The 17,075-nt window shown below is 72.8% G+C and carries 10 protein-coding genes and 1 pseudogene; 8 read left to right on the plus strand and 3 right to left on the minus strand.

All coding sequences use genetic code 11. The features are described 5' to 3' along the window. Positions 1 to 434: 434 nt before the first annotated feature. Positions 435 to 2,156: a LuxR family transcriptional regulator AbsR2 gene (locus tag ABTX60_RS24655; RefSeq protein WP_352099178.1), complete on the plus strand. Its 1,722-nt coding sequence runs from the start codon at positions 435 to 437 to the stop codon at positions 2,154 to 2,156. A 51-nt stretch (positions 2,157 to 2,207) separates the two neighbouring features. On the opposite strand, the gene ABTX60_RS24660 is transcribed toward ABTX60_RS24655, so the two are convergent. Further along, positions 2,208 to 4,775 carry a CHAT domain-containing protein gene (locus ABTX60_RS24660; RefSeq protein WP_352099309.1) on the minus strand — a complete coding sequence of 856 codons (2,568 nt, stop codon included), beginning with the start codon at positions 4,773 to 4,775 and terminating at the stop codon, positions 2,208 to 2,210. A 169-nt stretch (positions 4,776 to 4,944) separates the two neighbouring features. On the opposite strand from ABTX60_RS24660, the gene ABTX60_RS24665 reads away from it, so the two are divergent. The 3 genes from ABTX60_RS24665 (at position 4,945) to ABTX60_RS24675 (ending at position 7,498) form a co-directional block, all read left to right on the plus strand. After that, a complete protein-coding gene (locus ABTX60_RS24665; protein WP_352099179.1) occupies positions 4,945 to 6,375 on the plus strand; it encodes a S8/S53 family peptidase in 1,431 nt (476 codons plus the stop codon). A gap of 62 nt (positions 6,376 to 6,437) precedes the next feature. Further along, complete coding sequence (locus tag ABTX60_RS24670; protein WP_352099180.1) at positions 6,438 to 7,013, plus strand: RNA polymerase sigma factor; 576 nt, start codon at positions 6,438 to 6,440, stop codon at positions 7,011 to 7,013. Next, complete coding sequence (locus tag ABTX60_RS24675) at positions 7,010 to 7,498, plus strand: hypothetical protein (RefSeq protein ID WP_502992382.1); 489 nt, start codon at positions 7,010 to 7,012, stop codon at positions 7,496 to 7,498. The genes ABTX60_RS24670 and ABTX60_RS24675 overlap by 4 nt, the downstream gene beginning before the upstream one ends. On the opposite strand, the gene ABTX60_RS24680 is transcribed toward ABTX60_RS24675, so the two are convergent. Further along, positions 7,495 to 8,307: an N-formylglutamate amidohydrolase gene (locus ABTX60_RS24680; RefSeq protein ID WP_352099181.1), complete on the minus strand. Its 813-nt coding sequence runs from the start codon at positions 8,305 to 8,307 to the stop codon at positions 7,495 to 7,497. The two genes, ABTX60_RS24675 and ABTX60_RS24680, sit on opposite strands and share 4 nt — an antisense overlap. Positions 8,308 to 8,772: 465 nt before the next feature. Here ABTX60_RS24680 and ABTX60_RS24685 point away from each other — a divergent pair, with 465 nt between their 5' ends. The 3 genes and pseudogenes from ABTX60_RS24685 to ABTX60_RS24695 all read left to right on the plus strand — a co-directional run bounded on the left by ABTX60_RS24685 (position 8,773) and on the right by ABTX60_RS24695 (position 12,980). Beyond that, the gene (locus tag ABTX60_RS24685) at positions 8,773 to 10,938 is read left to right on the plus strand and encodes a hypothetical protein (RefSeq protein WP_352099182.1); all 2,166 of its coding nucleotides are present in this window, start codon (positions 8,773 to 8,775) and stop codon (positions 10,936 to 10,938) included. Between the two features lie 5 nt (positions 10,939 to 10,943). Continuing rightward, positions 10,944 to 12,599 carry an ABC transporter substrate-binding protein gene (locus tag ABTX60_RS24690; protein WP_352099183.1) on the plus strand — a complete coding sequence of 552 codons (1,656 nt, stop codon included), beginning with the start codon at positions 10,944 to 10,946 and terminating at the stop codon, positions 12,597 to 12,599. A gap of 112 nt (positions 12,600 to 12,711) precedes the next feature. Next, positions 12,712 to 12,980, plus strand: a pseudogene (locus tag ABTX60_RS24695) (DUF5713 family protein). A gap of 95 nt (positions 12,981 to 13,075) precedes the next feature. Here ABTX60_RS24695 and ABTX60_RS24700 read toward each other — a convergent pair. After that, on the minus strand, positions 13,076 to 15,295 hold the full coding sequence (locus ABTX60_RS24700) for an NADP-dependent isocitrate dehydrogenase (protein ID WP_352099184.1): 2,220 nt from the start codon (positions 15,293 to 15,295) through the stop codon (positions 13,076 to 13,078). 187 nt (positions 15,296 to 15,482) lie between these two features. On the opposite strand from ABTX60_RS24700, the gene ABTX60_RS24705 reads away from it, so the two are divergent. Then, on the plus strand, positions 15,483 to 17,027 hold the full coding sequence (locus tag ABTX60_RS24705) for a M1 family metallopeptidase (protein WP_352099185.1): 1,545 nt from the start codon (positions 15,483 to 15,485) through the stop codon (positions 17,025 to 17,027). The last annotated feature ends 48 nt before the right edge of the window (positions 17,028 to 17,075 follow it).

A 17,075-nucleotide genomic window follows, 5' to 3' on the forward strand; every position in this document is an offset into this window, starting at 1 on the left:
TGTTTGTTTCTTCGGGGTTGTCCCCCCGCCCCCCCCCCGGCGGGGGGGGGGGGGGGGGGCCCGCGGGGGGGGGGGGGGGGGGGCCCCCCCCCCCCCCCCCCGGCCCCCCCCCCCCACCGCTCCCCCGGCGCCGGACTGTGGCTCAGGTGCCCACGCGGCGGATCCGTGCCGTGACCGGCACAGCACCGCCGGACCACGACACCCGTCGCGCCACCCCCCTCCCCGGCACGGGGGTGACGGACGCGTCGGAGTCACCGTCGAAGAACCAGTGCCACCGGCCCCGGTGCGCAAGCGGACGCCGACGCCCGGGCCGGCCGGCAGCAGCGTGCGGGCATGGCCCACAGCCTGCCCTGCGGCCCGTCCCGGGCGCCTGAGTCGGGGGCTACTCAAGTCGCCCTGTATCAAAGGTGAGTAGCCGCGCTCATGTCCGTGTGATGACTTACGAGAGGGACGCGACGACGCTGGAGCTGCCCTGGCCGTTCACCGGGCGGGAGGACGAACTGGAGTCGGTCCGCCGGTCCTTGGCCGGCGCACGACGCGGCATCGTGGTCACGGGCCCGGCGGGCGGCGGCAAGACCCGCCTGGTCACCGAGGCGATCCGCGGCACCGGCTGTGCCCGGGCGGCCGGTACACCCGAGAGCCGGACCATCCCCTTCGCGGCGTTCGCCCATCTGCTGCCCGACCCGGTCACGCTGCACCGCGCGGTCCAGGTGCTGTCCGGTGTCCGCACGCTGCTCGTGGACGACGCACACCTCCTCGACGACGCCTCCGCCGCCCTGGTCCATCAGCTCGCCGTGCACGGGCGCACCCGGCTGCTGGTCGTCGCCACGGACGGCTTCCCGGCACCCGGCGCGATCTCCCGGCTGTGGACCGGGGAACTCCTGCCGCGCCTCGTGCTGGAACCGCTGCCGGAGGAGGAGACCGCCGCCCTGGTCGCGGCCGGTGCCGGTCCTCTCGACGCGCTCACCGCGACCCGGCTGCGCCGCCTGTGCCAGGGCGACCTGAGGCTGCTGCGCGACCTGCTGGGGGCCGTACGCGGGCTGCTGATCCCCGTCCCTGACACCGGCGAACGGGCGTGGCGGGGCCCCGTTGTGCTGACCCCGGCCGTCCGCGAACGCACCGCCCCCGTCCTCGGCCGGACCAGCTCTACCGAACGCGACCTCCTCGACCGCCTCGCCTTCGCCGAGCCCCTGCCGCCCGGCCTGGGCGGGCTGGACCTCGGGGCCCTCGAAGTGCTGGAGTCCGAGGGTCTGATCGAGGTCGACGACCGCGGTGCCGTCCGGCTCGCCCACCCCTTGTACGGACCGGTGCTCCGGGCCGCGGCGGGCCGGCTGCGGGCACGCCGGCTGGCCCGGACGCCCAACGCGTACGCCGCCGCCCTCGACGCCGAGGGGGCCGCCCTTGCCCACCGGATCGAGCAGGCCGACGTACGGGCGACGGCCACCCCGGTGGGGGAGTGGCTGGTGGCCGAGGGCGGCACGCTGCCGGGCGGGTACGCCGCGGTGCGCGCCCGGTTCGCACGTCTGCGCGGAGAGGTGAGGGAGGCGGCGGCCTGGGCGAGGGAAGGCCTGCGAGGTCATCCCGGGGACGCGTCCTGCCGGGCGGAACTCGACTGCGCCCTGGCGACGGTGGACAGCGGGGGCGACCTGGACCCCGCAACCCTCACCGATCCCTACGACGCCGTACGCCGCGGCGCCCCCGAGAAGGCCATCGACCGGCTCGACGGCGTCTTCGCCCGGCACGCCGACGCTCTCATCCGTGCCGACGGCCCGGACCTGGACGAGGCGGCCGCGGAACTGGAGCGGCGGGGCTTCCTGCTGTTCGCCGCCGAGGCGTACGCCCAGGCCGTACGCGCCCACCGTGACCCGGGCGCCGCCCGGCACTCCCGCACCCGCGCCGTCGCCCTGGCCCGGCGCTGCCAGGGCGCCCGCACCCCCGCGCTGTCCGGGCTGGTCCTCGGCGAACTCACCGCCCGGCAGCGGCAGATCGTCGCCCTCGCCGCGGCCGGCCTGACCAACCGGCAGATCGCCGAACGCCTCACCCTCTCCGTCCGCACCGTCGGCAACCACCTGTACAGCGCCTACGCCCGGCTCGGCACGAGCGACCGCGGAGCTCTGCCACGGGCGGCCCGGACGCCCGAAGTCCAACCGGCCTAGCCGGCCCAGTGGGGCACCAAAACCGGCGGCCTGACCCGAACAGGGGACGGGTCAGGCCGCCCCGAACGCCGAGAACGCCCACCCCGTGGCCTGGTGCAGCGCGTCACCCGGCAGGGCGGCCCGGGCGTCGCGCAGCGCCTCCGCCAGAGACAGACCGGCGTCGAGGCCCTTGTGCAGCGCGAGCATCAGCGGCACCACGGCGGCGTCGTTCACGGGCGCGCTGCACGCCACCACCCCGGCCGTGCCGAGCGGCAGCAACGCCGTGACCAGGCCGAGCAGTTCGTCGGCGCCGACGGAGGCGAGGCGGGCGGTGTCGCAGCAGGACAGGATGATCCGGTAGGGGCTGCGGTCCAGCCGCTCGAAGTCGTGCACGACGATCGGCCCGTCGGCCATCCGCAGGGACGAGAACAGCGGACTGTCCGCGCGGAACGTGCCGTGCGCCGCGATGTGCGCCAGCGCGGCCCCGTCCAGCTCCTCCAGCACCCGCGGTACCCGTGCCCCCTCCTCCTCCAGGACCGTCGCACAGCCGTACCGGCCGGCCAGCTCGGGCACCTCCGCACCGCCCGTCGCCAGGCCGGGGCCGCGCACCAGCACCTGACAGCCGTCCGGTGGCGGCGCGGTCCGACGGGCCCGCAGCCAACTGCCCGCCGACGGCGACACACTGAGCACCCGCTCCCGCAGCGACGGCAGCAGCGCCCACGGCACCCGGTGCAGCCGCCCCGGCGGCACGATCACCACCGGGCCGCCGCCCAGCTGCGCCACGGCCGGCCCGAGAAGCAGTTCCTCCAGTCGCCGGCCCGCCGCCTCCACCACCGGGAGCCGGGCCTCCGCCCCGGGGTGGGCCAGCCGGCGCAGCCCGGCCTGCACATGCTCGGCCTCGGTCTCCGCCGCGGTCAGCAGCCCGGCCTCGAAATGCCGCACCCGCCCCCGTCCGCACAGCAGCACCTGCACCCTGCCGTCGAGCACGGCGAGCTCCACCATCAGGGTCTCGTCGCCCAGCTCCGCCAGCAGCCGGCCGACGTCGAACCGGTCCCCGCCGCCGGGGGCCTCGCCCCGCATGTGCAGGGTCCGGGAGCGGATCTCCCGCTCCAGGCGCCGCTGTTCGCGCTCCAGCGCCACAACCGGCCGGCCCTCCATCCGGGCGGCCTCCGCACGCGAGGCGATCTCACGGAAGGCGGTCAGGCCGCTGAGCAGCCCCGGGTCGGCGGGCGGCCTGGTCGGCGGGGCGGACAGCACGGTGGCCCGCCAGCGCTCGCTCCATACCAGCAGCCGCCGCGGCCCGCCGGAAACCAGACTGGCCCGCTGCGCCAACGCCGCCAGTTCCGCGCCCTGTTCGGTGGCCCGGGCCCGCAGCTCCGAGGCGCCCAGCGTCATCCGGTGATCGTCCAGCACGTCCAGGCCCCGACGGCAGGCCTGCAGCACGCCCCGGGCCGATCCCGCGGCCTGCGCCCGCAGCGCCTGCGCCGCCCAGCCCGTCATCCGCGCCAGCGGCGGACCGCTGCGGCGGCTGCGCGCGGCCACGGCCAAATGCCGCTCCGCGTCCGCGGGCCAGCCCAGATCCAGCGCGATCCGGCCCGCGAGCAGCGACGCCTCCGGCGCGGCCGGGGCGCCGAAGGACGCCAGCGTTCCGGCGACCGCGGCGGCGTCGGAGACCAGCCGCCCCGAGCCGCGCCCGGCCGCGTACCGCGCCTCGATCAGCACCAGCCGGGCGTGCGCCTCCCACCAGGAGCGCCGCTGTCCCGCGAACAGCCGTACCGCGAGGGCGGCGCGGGCGATCGCCGTGTGCTGCTCGCCCGCCGACCGGGCGGCCCGCGCGGCGGCCAGCAGCAGCTCCGCCTTGCGGGTGGACTGCCCGCCGATCCCGTCCAGCCTGCCGGTCGCCGCGTCCGCCTCGGCCAGTGCCTCCGGTGCGAGACCGGCCGCCATCAGCACCTCGCAGCGCCGGATGTTCAGCATGAACGTCGGTGTGCCGAGCCGTGCGTAGCGCTCCTCCGCCTCGTCCAGCAGCCGCAGCGCCGCCGGCACGTCCCCGGACCGGAACGCGGCCAGGCCCCGGCTCTCCACCGCGTCCGCCTTGTCGTGCTCCTGGCCGGTGGTGTCCCACAGCGCCTCGGCCGCGGTGAAGTCCGCCTCGGCCCGCTCCACGGCCCCCAGCGCCAGATGCACGGTGGCCCGCAGGGTCAGTGCCCGCGCCGTCCAGATCACGTCGTCCGCCTGCCGCAGCACGGGCACCGCCCGGCGGACGTCCTCCAGCGCCTCGCGATGGTGACCGAGCACCCACCACACGTACGCCCGCCGGTACAGCACCCGCGCCCTGGTGTGCCCGCCGCCCCGCGCCACACCCCGCTCGAACGCGACCAGGCCCTCCCGGGTGCGGCCCGCGTGCACCAGTGCCACGCCCAGCGTGGCCAGCACGTCCGCCTCCCGGTCGGCCGAGTCGGCGCGCGCCGCGCACGCCCGGGCCCGCCGCAGATGGCGCAGCGCGAGCCGCAGGTCGCCGAAGTCCCGCTGCCAGATGCCGATGACCTGATGGGCCACGGAGGCGTCCAGCGGGGAGGGGCCGGCGTCGAGCAGGGCCCGGGCCCTCGCGAGAGCCTCGCCCGGGTCGGCGAACACCATCGGCAGCAGTTCCGTCACCGCGTCGCTTCCCGCTGTCACGCCTCGGATGGTAGTGGTCCCGCAGCGCCCCACACAGGTGGCGAGCTGTATCAGGCAACGCCCCGGCGGCTCTCTTTGACGACCGCTCAGCTGCACCGGCGGACGCCGCCGCACCAACGGGAGGACCCGCATGGCACCTCAGCGATTCCACGAGCAGTTCGACCTGATCCAGCGCTCGATGCCGGACGTCCCCCTGGCGATGGGCCCGGACGACTCGGCGGAGTTCATGTACGAGAAGGGCGTGGTCCTCGTCCGCGACGGCGAGGAGGCCCGGATCGTCGAGGACACGGTGCGGGCGCACTTCACGGCGGCCCCCGACCTCGACCAGGAGCAGGTCCGCCGCGCGGGCCCGCGGACCAACCGCAGCGGCATCACCCGCATCCGCGTCGGCGATCCCGGCGAGGGTGGCCGGGACGCCGACCGCACCGTCGCCCACGCCCTGCGCTCCGTTCGGGAACACGAGTCCCGGGCCGGGCACCGGATGGTCGCCCGCAACCACGTGGTGCACATCGCGGTCAACGCCTGCCCAGGCGACGAACCCGTCCCCGTCCCGCTCAGCGAGCCCCCCAACCCGGCCGCCGCGGACATCCCCCACGACCCGGACACCGCCGTCGGTGTCCTCGTCGTCGACACCGGCCTCGTGCACGACTACCGCTCCTGCGATCTGCTCACCCACACCGGCGGCGACGCCCAGCTCCGGGAGTGCGACGACCAGGGGATCCTCCGGCAGTACGTCGGCCACGGCACGTTCATCGCCGGGCTCGTGGCGGCCGTGGCGCCCAACACCGGCATCACCGTGCGCGGCAGCCTCAACGACGCCGGCGCCGTGCTGGAGTCCGAGTTCGGCGAGAAGCTCTTCGAGGCCGTCGACGCGGGCGGCTGGCCCGACGTGCTCAGCCTCTCCGCCGGCACCTCCAACGGCCGCACCGACGGCCTGCTCGGCGTCGAGAACTTCATGCGGGAACTGCGCGAGCGGCGCACCCTGCTGGTCGCCGCCGCCGGCAACAACGGCAGCGCCGCGCCCTTCTGGCCCGCCGCCTACGCCGACCTGCCCGGCTGGGAGGACTCCGTGCTGTCGGTCGGCGCCCTGCGCAGCGACGGCGAATCCGGCGCCTGCTTCACCAACCACGGGCCCTGGGTGAAGGTCTACGCCCCAGGAGAGCGCCTCACCGGCGCCCTCACCGGCTTCGACGCGCCCGTCCCGTACGTGTACCAGCACTCCACGTACGACGCCTGCCGCTACGGCTTCACCTACGGCTGCACCTGCCGGCACCCCCGCCACAGCGGCGTGCTGAGCGACGAGGGCGACACCGCCAAGCCGGACCAGGTGATGTTCGAGGGGTACGCGCAGTGGAGCGGAACCTCCTTCGCCACTCCCGTGACCGCCGGCCTGGTCGCCGCCCACATGACGGCGCACAAGGAGACCGACCCACGCGCGGCCGGGCGTCAACTCATCGACTTGAACGCGGAGTTCGCCGAAGTTCGGGGCGCGCGCGTCCCGGCGCTGCGTCCCCCCACCTGGCGTCCGGTCCCGGTCGTGCGCCAAGGCCCCGGGCTGTGACGGCCGGAGCCGCCCTCTCCACGGCGTACGATGACCTGCCGTACTCGAGGGGTGGGGCTGCCGTGGACCGTACTGATGCCGGCGCGCTCGTCCGGGCGGCCGCCGGCGGCGACGCGGCGGCCTGGAAGGCGCTCGTGGAGGGGCTGAGCCCCCTGGTGTGGTCCGTCGTCCGGGCCCACCGGCTCTCCGACGCCGACGCCCACGAGGTGTACCAGACGACCTGGTTCCGTTTCGCCCAGCACCTCGGGCGGATCCGCGAGCCCGGCAAGGCGGGCGCCTGGCTGGCGAGCACGGCGCGCCACGAGTGCCTGAAGGTGATCCGCACTGCGCGGCGACTGACCCTGACGGACGATCCGGGACTGCTGGACCGGGCCAGCGAGGACGGCACGCCGGAACAGTCGCTGCTCGACTCCGAGGAGGCCGCCGCGCAGAGCGAACGAGTCCGGCGGCTGTGGCAGGAGTTCGAGGAACTGGGCGAGCGGTGCAGGCAGTTGCTGCGCGTGCTGATGGCCACACCGCCGCCCAGCTACCACGACGTGTCCGCCGCGCTGGGAATCGCGGTGGGCAGCATCGGACCGCTGCGCCAGCGCTGTCTGCGGCGCCTGCGGGCCCGGCTCGAGGCACGGGGGGCGATGTGAGCGGCCTGAACGACGACGACCTCTTCGGCGAAGAGGACTTCGACGACCGGGAGTTCGACGACGAACTGCTGGAGGAGGAGCTGAGGCGGGCCGCCGCCGTCCTCGACCCGGTACCGGCGGAGCTCCGGCAGATCGCCCTCGACGCCTACGCGCTGCACGACCTGGAGGCGCGCTTGGCCGAGCTGACCTTCGACTCGCTCGTCGACGCCCTGCCGGTCCGGGGTGCCGCCGACGTGCCCCGGATGCTGACCTTCCAGGCGGGTGACGTGACCGTCGACGTCGAGGTGACCGCGCAGGGGCTCATGGGGCAGGTGCTGCCGCCGCAGCCGGCCCGGATCGAGGTCCTCGGCGGACCGCGGCCCGGCGCCCCGCTCACCTCCGACGACCTGGGCCGCTTCACCGCCGACCTGCCGCTGTCCGGCCCGTTCGCCCTGCGGCTGCGGACCGGCGGGGACGTGGTGGTGACGGAGTGGCTGCGGGCCTAGACACCCGGTGGTGAGCCCGTTCGGCGGGACACGGCGTCGACGAGGCCGGCCAGCGCGGCCGCGAGTCGCCGCAGGCCGGGGCCGGGGGGACCGCCCGGCTCCGTCATGTAGGTGTCCCGGCGGATCTCCACCATGAGCGCGCTCACCTCGGGCCGCTTCCCGTAGAACTCCAGCGGGACGTAGGTCCCGGCGAACGGGGTGTCGAGCTGCGTCTCCTCGAACGCCTCTCCGGCCGCGTCCAGCAGCGCGGGGGGCGTGTGGAAGGAGTCGGTGCCGAGGCAGACCGGCGGGCGCGGACCCTCCCCGTGCAGCTCGTACGGCAGCGTCCGGCTCGGGTAGGAATGCACGTCGATGATCACGGCTCGCCCGGTGGACTCCAGCCGGTCCGCCACGGCCTCGGTCATCGCCCGCGCGTACGGCTCGAAGTACCGCTCGACGAGGGGTGTGGCGTCGACGTCGTCGGGCCGCAGCACCCGGCCGTGCGTGGTCCGGGTGTACACCGCGCCCATCCCCACGGCGAGCATCTCCTCCCGCTCGTCCGGAAACCGCTCCGGATCGACGACCAGCCGCGACAGCCGGTTGACGAACCGCCACGGTGTGACGCCGGCCTGCCCGGCCGCCGCCTCGGCGATCTCCGCCGTGTGCGCGTCGGTGATGTGGTCCAGCTCCCGTGCCAGCTCCTCGTCGTCCAGGGCGATCCCCGCCCGCACGGCGGCGGGTATCTCCCGTGCGGAGTGCGGCACATGGAGGATCACAGGCGACTGCCGGTCGCCGGGCAGCAGCTCGAAGGAGGGCGGGACGTCGGTCACGGGGGCTCCGGGGGCGTCGTCAGTTGGTGGAGGACAGTTGGTGGAGGACGTGCAGGTTCCTTCAGGGCCCTTGAAGCGTCGAAGGTGCTCGTCAGCAGATCAACGGTGTGCATGGCCCGCGTTTCGTAACCTCCGGACCGTGGCCTGCTGCTCCAGCGGGGCCTCGCACGTGTCTGGCCCTTGCCCCGTGTCTGTCATGCCCGGCGTCCCCCGTTGTTCTGTGTCCAGCAGGGTAGAGCCCAACCGCTCCGCGGAGCAGTACGGAACATGCACGAACAACCTTGATCAGCCTGTACCAAGGCGCCCGACGGTCCGGCTCATCGGCCGGATGGCCAGCCGCCGGCAAACGCAGCAACGTCCATTGTCAGCAGGGACGTTGTCCCAGCGAGCGAATCGTGTTCCACTGATCTCCCTCCGTAACGTCGATCACCCGCTCCCGGGCGGGAGAGTCTCCATGGGGGATCCGTGGGTGAGGATCTGGGGTTCGAGAGACTTCTCGAAGAGGAAGGTTTCTTCGCGCGCCTGCTCGGGCGGTCGCCTTCGGGCGGTGGCAGCAAGCTGTTGTACGGCCCCGACCTTCCCGTCGTGCTGCTCACCGGCGGCCCGGGGATGGGCAAGGGGCGGCTGCTGCGCTTGGTGCGCGACCGCTTCGCCGCCAAAGTGCCCGTGATCTATCTGGACTGCGCGTCACAGGCGCACGAGGACGACGCGGGGCCGGAACCGGGCGCCCGCTCGGACCTCACCGAGGCCTTGGTCGACGTCGCCGGGCGGCTGCGCGCGTGGCAGGGAACGGGCGGCCCGTTCGTCTTTCCGCGGTTCTTCGCAGGCCTCACGATGATCGCTACCGGCGCCGCGGATCGCAGCCCCGAAGCGGTCAGGACGGAAGTCGAGCGCTACGAGAACCTGCCCCAGCAGCAGGGCCTGCGCGGACTGGGAACCGGTGGGTTCTGGCGGAACGTGCTCATCGGAGTCATCCGCAATTTGCTGAACACCCTCGCCGGACAGTTGCTCGGCGCACCCGGCGCCTCGGTGGCCGGCGCCCTGCTGGAGGCGCTCTTCGCGAACGCGGCGCCCAAGGGCAGGGGGGAACTGACGCGGATCTACGGCGCCTATCCCACCGCGGGCCACCAGCCGGAGCACGGGCTGCTCGATCTCGCCACGGACTTCAAGGCCGGCGGCGAGGCACGGGAGGTGGCGGAGCGCTTCCTCTTCCGGGCGCTGCGCGAGGACATCGAGGCGGCGTACGAGGGCCCGGTCGGCTGGCTGAGCCGCGTCGGCCGCCCGGCACTGCTCCTGGACCACGCCGACTCTCCGCTGGGACAGCGATTGCTGCGGGCCGTGCTCTCCGACCGGCGCGAGGGACAGCGCGACCGCGTGGTGATCGTGGGCACGGCACGCCAGGAGGACGGCGGCGCCTTCCTGTACGGAGGGCTGTCGCCCGAGGACGCGGGGTACCCGGCGGAGTACCGGCCCGCCGACGGAATACCGGCCACATGGTCCCGCGACACGGGCCCGCAACCGGACCAGGCGCCTTTGGCCGACGGGGTACTCCTCCTGCGGATGCCCTTTCTCACCGGTGACCAGCTCCGTGACGAGACCCTGCGAAGACAGCGGCGCACGGAGCCGGAGAGCGGTGCGAACCGCCGCCGTGTCGTCGCCGCCGTGGCCCGCCTGAGCGGCGGGCGTCCGCACACGGTGATCCGGCTGGCCGCAGCAGCCGCCACCTTCCGGATGCCGGCGGACGCCAACGACCGAGACCTCCTCGACGCCCCGCTGCGCCACCCGGAAGGCGTGGCCGAACGGCCGGTGACCGACGTACTGCTCCAGGAGCTGATCCTGGACCAACTGCCGGTAGGGCTGCCGGGCGAGCACCGTGACCAGTGGCTCGATCTGATCACCCATCTGTCGGTGGCCCACGACATGGAATGCGCAGACGTCCTGCTGCTCCACCATCAGGCCCACCGTGTCTCCGTCCTGACAGCACATCAGGTCGCCAAGCTGCTCACCGAAACCGGGTGGCCCGGCTGTGAACGGCACTTCATCGGGGACTTCGGGCTGCGTCAGCTGCTCGTGCACCGGCTCTACGGGCTGCGCCCCGACGGCGCCGCCTGGCACGCCGACCACCATCTGCTGCGCGACCACTACGCCCTGCGCGCGGCGGACGACGGGGCGGCGAGCGGCGAGGCGTTCCGTTCCCTCACAGCGCACCGGATGAACCACCATTTGGTCTCGGGCGGCGCGGACGACGTGGTCCGTTACCTCGCCGCCACGCTGCCCGGCCGCCCCCGGGAGTGGTGCGCGGAGCTGCTGGAGATCGCGCAGGCTCCTTGTCCGGGCGGCGCGGACGCCCGCCGTGTGCGCGCCCAGGGTCTGGTGTCGATGGAGGGTCCCGCGCTGCGCCGCACCGTCGACCAGCTGCTGCACGCGGTGTGGCTGTGCGAGGAGCGGACCAGGCCGACCGGGAGCGAGATGGCCCGCACGCTGGCAGGCCTGCTGGAGCGTCTGTCGATCATGGAGTTCGACGGCGCCGGAGATCTCGGCCCGACGGCCACCGAGTGGAGCGGCCTGGCGGCGAACCAGCGGCCGCTGCTTCGCTGTTCCTGCACCGATCAGCTCGGGCGACGGAGGTAACGGGGATGCCCAGTTGGCTGTCGAGGACCAGATGGACGGGGCTGCCCAGGTGGCGGCAGATCCTCTACGTGCTGTTCGGCCTGACGGTGCTCGTGGCCGCCGTCGTGTACGGCAGATCCGCCGCCCAGAAACCCGACACCTGCGCCGACGGCGTCGAGCGGATCGACGACGAGTGCATCGGTGTCAACGGCGAGGGATACGACTTCGGCACACGCGAGATCCGGGCCGTGGCCCAGGCCATCAAGAAGGAGAACGATCGGATCGCCCGGCAGCCCCATGTCACCGTGGCGATGATGCTGCCGCTCCAGTCGGACCAGCCGACACTGCGCCGGCAGATGCGCAGCGACCTCCAGGGCGCGTACCTGGGGCAGCGACAGGCCAATGCGGGTGAGGGTGAACTGCCCAGGATCCGGTTGGTTCTGGCCAATCCAGGACGGAACTACGGGCGGCAGAACGAGGTCGTGGACACCCTGATCGGCATGGCCGGCTCGTCGAAGGACCGGCTGCGCGCCGTCACGGGCTTCAACCTCAGCCTTGACGCCACGGAAAAGGCCGTCGAACGCCTGACGAAGAACGGGATCCCGGTGCTCGCCTCCCGGATCAGCGGCGACCGGATCGCGAACGAGGACGACACGGACGGCGCGGCGGGACAGCGATTCCCCGGTCTGGCCCGGATCATCCCCACCAACAACGGCGCGGCCAGGGCCCTGGCCGACTTCAACGGTGAACGCGGGCGGCAGGACGCCCGAACGGTCTTGGTCTTCGACACCCGCCAGGACGCCTACGACGAGTCGCTGGCGGACGCGTTCCGGGGCATCAAGGAGGCCGGCCCGGCCGGGCCCGCCGCGATGCCCTTCGAGTCCCCGGGGATCTACGAGGCGGGGTCGACCGGCAATCAGTTCACCCAGATCGCCAACAACATCTGTGACTCGCCGGCCGACACCGTCTACTTCGCGGGCCGCACACTGCACTTGCGGATATTCGCGCTCAAACTCGCCCAACAGCCCTGCGGGGACCGGCATTACACGATCATCAGTGGATCCGACGCCGCCTCGCTGCGGCAGGGCATGTCGGAGAAGGACTGGGCGCAGCTGCGCGGCACGGGCGGCGAAGCGAAGGTGACGGTGCAGTACGCCGCCCCCGCGCACCCGGCCGCCTGGAGCACCGAGTTGAAGGCATGGAGGAAGAAGTGGGACGCGAGCCACGACCGCGAGCCCACCGCCGACGAGCTCCCTCAGTACCTCACCGAACCCAAGGCGGCCCTGGACAACCTGAACAAGCTGATCGAGGCCACCCTCCAAGAGGGCACCGGTCTCGGCTCCGTCCCGAACCTCGAGGACTCCCGGACGATGCTCGTCTATGACGGTCTGCTCACCATAGGCACCGCCCTGCACGAGGTACAGGGCGACGACGCCGAGCAGGTACCCGGCCTGAGGGACGTCGGCACGGAGTGGTCCAAGCTCCAGTCCCGGCACCGTGTCAAGGGAACGAGCGGTCTGATCTGCCTCACCAGCGGCGGAAATCCGTACGACAAGCCGGTCGCCGTGGTCGAACTGGACCCAGGGCAGAAGGGCCGCGGCGCGCTGAAGTTCGTCGGCATCGGCTGGCCCACCGGCCGGGAACAGCCGAAGAACTGCGTGATTCCGAGCAGGACACCCTGAAGGCCGAGGACCGTCGGATCGCCGGGCACTGGGAGGGCGACACCTCATCGTCGGCCAGGGCAACCGCTCAGTGTGAGGGCAGTACGGAAACGGCTGCTGCCCGGACCGCGTCGTGGACCGGGCCGCGCGGTCCGCTCGCCCTGTGCGAACGCATCGAGCGGGAGCGCCCCGCCGGCCTCGCCGCGCTGTACGCGCTGACGCAGGCGGCCACGCAGGAGTTCGGAGGAGTTCAACGCTCTGGAGGCCGCCTTCGAGGCGGCGGGAAGTGAGATCGAGACGGTGGCCCGGGAGGAGATGGCCGGGGACTCCGGCTGCGTCGCGCGTGCGTACGGCTTCCCGGACGCGGACGTGGAGGAGCTGATCGCCACGCGGGAGTGGTGAGGGCCGGGGGAGGGGCGCAAGGGCGCACACGGCTCCGCCCCGGCCGGGCGCTTGCCGGCCGGGGCGGAGTCAGCGGGCCGATGCGGCCCGTAGCGTCAGCTCAGGGACGCCAGGGCCTCGTTCCACGTGGTGGACGGGCGCATGGCCTGCGCGGCCTTCGCCGGGTCGGGCTGGTAGTAGCCGCCGATGTCGACCGGCTTGCCCTGGGCGCCGACCAGCTCGTCGACGATCTTCTGCTCGTTCGCTGCGAGCGTCTCGGCGAGCGGGGAGAAGGCCTTCGCCAGGTCCGCGTCGTCGGTCTGCCGGGCCAGCTCCTGCGCCCAGTACAGGGACAGGTAGAAGTGGCTGCCGCGGTTGTCGATGCCGCCGACGCGACGGGTCGGGGACTTGTCCTCCTCGAGGAAGGTCGCCGTGGCGCGGTCGAGCGTGTCGGCCAGGACCTGGGCGCGGCTGTTGCCCGCCACCTTCGCCAGCTGCTCGAAGGACGGCACCAGGGCGAAGAACTCACCCAGCGAGTCCCAGCGCAGGTAGTTCTCCTTGACCAGCTGCTGCACGTGCTTCGGCGCCGAACCGCCCGCACCCGTCTCGAACAGGCCGCCGCCCGCCATCAGCGGGACGACCGACAGCATCTTGGCGCTGGTGCCCAGCTCCAGGATCGGGAACAGGTCGGTCAGGTAGTCGCGCAGGACGTTGCCGGTGACCGAGATCGTGTTCTCGCCGCGGCGGATGCGCTCCACCGACAGCTTCGTCGCCTCGACCGGGTTGAGGATCCGGATGTCCAGGCCCTCGGTGTCGTGCTCGGCGAGGTAGGTGTTGACCTTCGCGATCAGGTTGGCGTCGTGCGCGCGGGTCTCGTCCAGCCAGAACACCGCCGGGTCACCAGTGGCGCGGGCGCGGGTGACGGCCAGCTTCACCCAGTCCTTGATCGGCGCGTCCTTGGTCTGGCAGGCGCGGAAGATGTCACCGGCCGAGACGGTCTGCTCGATCAGGGCGGTGCCGTTGCCGTCGACCAGGCGGACCGTGCCCGTGGTGGCGATCTCGAACGTCTTGTCGTGGCTGCCGTACTCCTCGGCCTTCTGCGCCATGAGACCGACGTTCGGCACCGTGCCCATGGTCGACGGGTCGAAGGCGCCGTTGGCCCGGCAGTCCTCGATCACGGCCTGGTAGACGCCCGCGTAGGAGGAGTCCGGGATGACCGCGAGGGTGTCGTGCTCCTGCCCGTCCGGGCCCCACATGTGGCCGGAGGTGCGGATCATGGCCGGCATGGAGGCGTCGATGATGACGTCGGAGGGCACGTGCAGGTTGGTGATGCCCTTGTCGGAGTCGACCATCGCCAGCTCCGGGCCCTCGGCGAGCTCGGCGTCGAAGGAGGCCTTGATCTCCGCGCCCTCGGGGAGGGCGTCCAGGCCCTTCCAGATGCCGCCCAGGCCGTCGTTCGGGGTGAGGCCGGCCGCGGCGAGCTTGTCGCCGAACCGCGCGAACGTCTTCGGGAAGAAGGCGCGCACGACGTGGCCGAAGACGATCGGGTCGGAGACCTTCATCATCGTGGCCTTCAGGTGCACCGAGAACAGCACGCCCTGGGCCTTCGCCTCGGCGACCTGCGCGGTCAGGAACTCGCGCAGCGCGGCGACGCGCATCACGGACGCGTCGACGACCTCACCGGCGAGGACCGGTACGGACTCGCGCAGCACCGTGGTGGTGCCGTCGTCGCCGACGAGCTCGATCCGCAGCGCGCCGTCCTCGGCGATCACGACGGACTTCTCGGTGGAGCGGAAGTCGTTCTGGCCCATGGTCGACACGTTGGTCTTGGACTCGGAGGTCCAGGCGCCCATGCGGTGCGGGTGGGACTTGGCGTAGTTCTTGACCGAGGCGGGGGCGCGCCGGTCGGAGTTGCCCTCACGCAGGACCGGGTTCACGGCGGAGCCCTTGACCTTGTCGTAGCGGGCGCGGATCTCGCGCTCCTCGTCGGTCTTCGGGTCGTCCGGGTAGTCCGGCAGCGCGTAGCCCTGGCCCTGCAGCTCGGCGACGGCGGCCTTGAGCTGGGGGATGGACGCCGAGATGTTCGGCAGCTTGATGATGTTGGCGGCGGGCGTCTTGGCCAGCTCGCCGAGCTCCGCGAGGGCGTCCGGGATGCGCTGGTCCTCGGTGAGGTACTCCGGGAACACGGCGATGATGCGCCCGGCCAGCGAGATGTCGCGGGTCTCCACAGCGACACCCGCCTGCGAGGCGTACGCCCGGACCACCGGCAGGAAGGAATACGTCGCCAGTGCGGGGGCCTCGTCAGTGTGCGTATAGATGATGGTCGAGTCAGTCACCGGGTGCTCCGCTCCACGTCTGCAACATTGCTCGACATCAAGATATCTCGTGAGCGAGTTCGTCTCGACAGGGGTCCGCGACCAGTTTCGTGCAACCGATCGCCGTGCTCCCGAGTCCTGGAGAGAGATCACTCACTCCAAGCCACGGCCGGACCTGACCACCCGGCCGTCCGAGCGAAAGCGGACCATGAGATATCGCACCAGAGTGACGGCCCCAGCGGTCGCCCTGATCGGCACGGCGGCGGCGCTCACCACGGGGATCCCGGCCCAGGCGGCCCCCGGCACCGGAGCCACCCCGGGGGCCGAGACCCTCGGTGACCCCGTCTACCCCGCCCTCGGCAACGACGGATACCGCGTTTCCGCCTACCACCTCGACTTCGCCTACGACGCCGCGACCAAGCTCGTCGAGGCCACCGCGACCCTGACCATCTGCACCACCCAGGCCCTGAGCCGCTTCTCCCTGGACGCGCGCGGCCTGGACATACGCTCCGTCCGCGTCGGCGGCCGCACCGCCGCCTTCGAGCAGGTGGACGAGAAGCTGCGGGTCACCCCCGAGCGTCCTCTCGCGGCGAAGGCCCGGGTCAAGGTCGTGGTGGCCTACGGTGCCGACCCGCGCCGGACCCCGCCGCCCGCCGGCGGCTGGGTGGCCACCCCGGACGGATTCGCGGTGTGCTGCCAGCCGGACCTGGCGCACACCGTCTTCCCGTGCAACGACCACCCCTCCGACAAGGCCGATTTCACCTTCCGCCTCACCGTGCCCGCCGGGCTGCGGGGCGTCGCCAGCGGCCGGCTGGTGCGTACCGAGCAGCTGTCCGGCGACCGGACCGCTTACACCTACCGCTCCCGCTCGCCGATCGCCACCGAGGTGGTGCAGATCACCGTCGGCGACTATGTGATCAAGGACCGGCAGGGCCCGCACGGCCTGCCGCTGCGGGATGTCGTCCCCGTCGCCCGGGCCGCCGCCCTGGAACCGGCCCTGGCGCTCACCCCGGCCCTGGTGGCATGGGTCGAGCAGCGGCTCGGCGCGTACCCCTTCGAGACGTACGGCCTGCTGCCCTGCAACAACGACGCCTCGAACGCCTTCGACTTCACGGGCCTGGAGACCCAGACCCTCACGCTCTACAAGCCGAACTACCTCCTCCAGGAGGAGAGCAAGATCGGCTCGCACATGATGCACGAGCTGGTCCACTCCTACTTCGGCAACAGCGTCAGCCCCGCCACCTGGGCCGACCTGTGGCTGAACGAGGGCCACGCCGACTTCTACGGCCTGCTCTACCGCTACGAGCGCGGCTGGGCCGATTCGCTTGGCATGACCACGCTGGAAGCGCGCATGAAGTACACCTACGCCCTCGGCGACCAGTGGCGTCGCGACTCCGGGCCGGTGGCGGCGCCCAACGCGGCCAACCTGTTCGACAGCCAGCGTTACGTGGGCGGCGTGCTCGTGCTGTACGCGCTGCGGCAGCAGGTCGGCGAGGCGGCCTTCACGGCCCTGGAGCGCACCTTCCTGGAGCGGTACCGCGACTCCACCGCCTCCACGGAGGACTACATCGCCGTCGCCTCGGAGGTCTCCGGGCAGGACCTCACCGGCTTCCTGCGGGACTGGCTGTACGGCACGAAGACGCCGCGGATGCCGGGGCACCCGGACTGGACCGTGACGCCGGTGAAGGCGTCCCTCTCGGCGCCGCGCGACCGGAGGGACAGCCACCACCACGAGAACTCCGCGACGCTGTAACGAACCGGGGCGCCTCGGCCGAGCCCGCGTGCCCCGGCCGAGCGCGCC

It is taken from the genome of Streptomyces sp. NPDC126510, assembly GCF_040302345.1.
Classification (GTDB): Bacteria; Actinomycetota; Actinomycetes; order Streptomycetales; family Streptomycetaceae; genus Streptomyces.

Excerpts from the sequence above, each read along its gene's own strand:
- ABTX60_RS24705 (WP_352099185.1), top strand. The coding sequence starts at position 15,483 with ATGAGATATCGCACCAGAGTGACGGCCCCAGCGGTCGCCCTGATCGGC.
- ABTX60_RS24690 (WP_352099183.1), top strand. The coding sequence starts at position 10,944 with ATGCCCAGTTGGCTGTCGAGGACCAGATGGACGGGGCTGCCCAGGTGG.
- ABTX60_RS24660 (WP_352099309.1), bottom strand. The coding sequence starts at position 4,775 with ATGGTGTTCGCCGACCCGGGCGAGGCTCTCGCGAGGGCCCGGGCCCTG.
- ABTX60_RS24665 (WP_352099179.1), top strand. The coding sequence starts at position 4,945 with ATGGCACCTCAGCGATTCCACGAGCAGTTCGACCTGATCCAGCGCTCG.
- ABTX60_RS24655 (WP_352099178.1), top strand. The coding sequence starts at position 435 with ATGACTTACGAGAGGGACGCGACGACGCTGGAGCTGCCCTGGCCGTTC.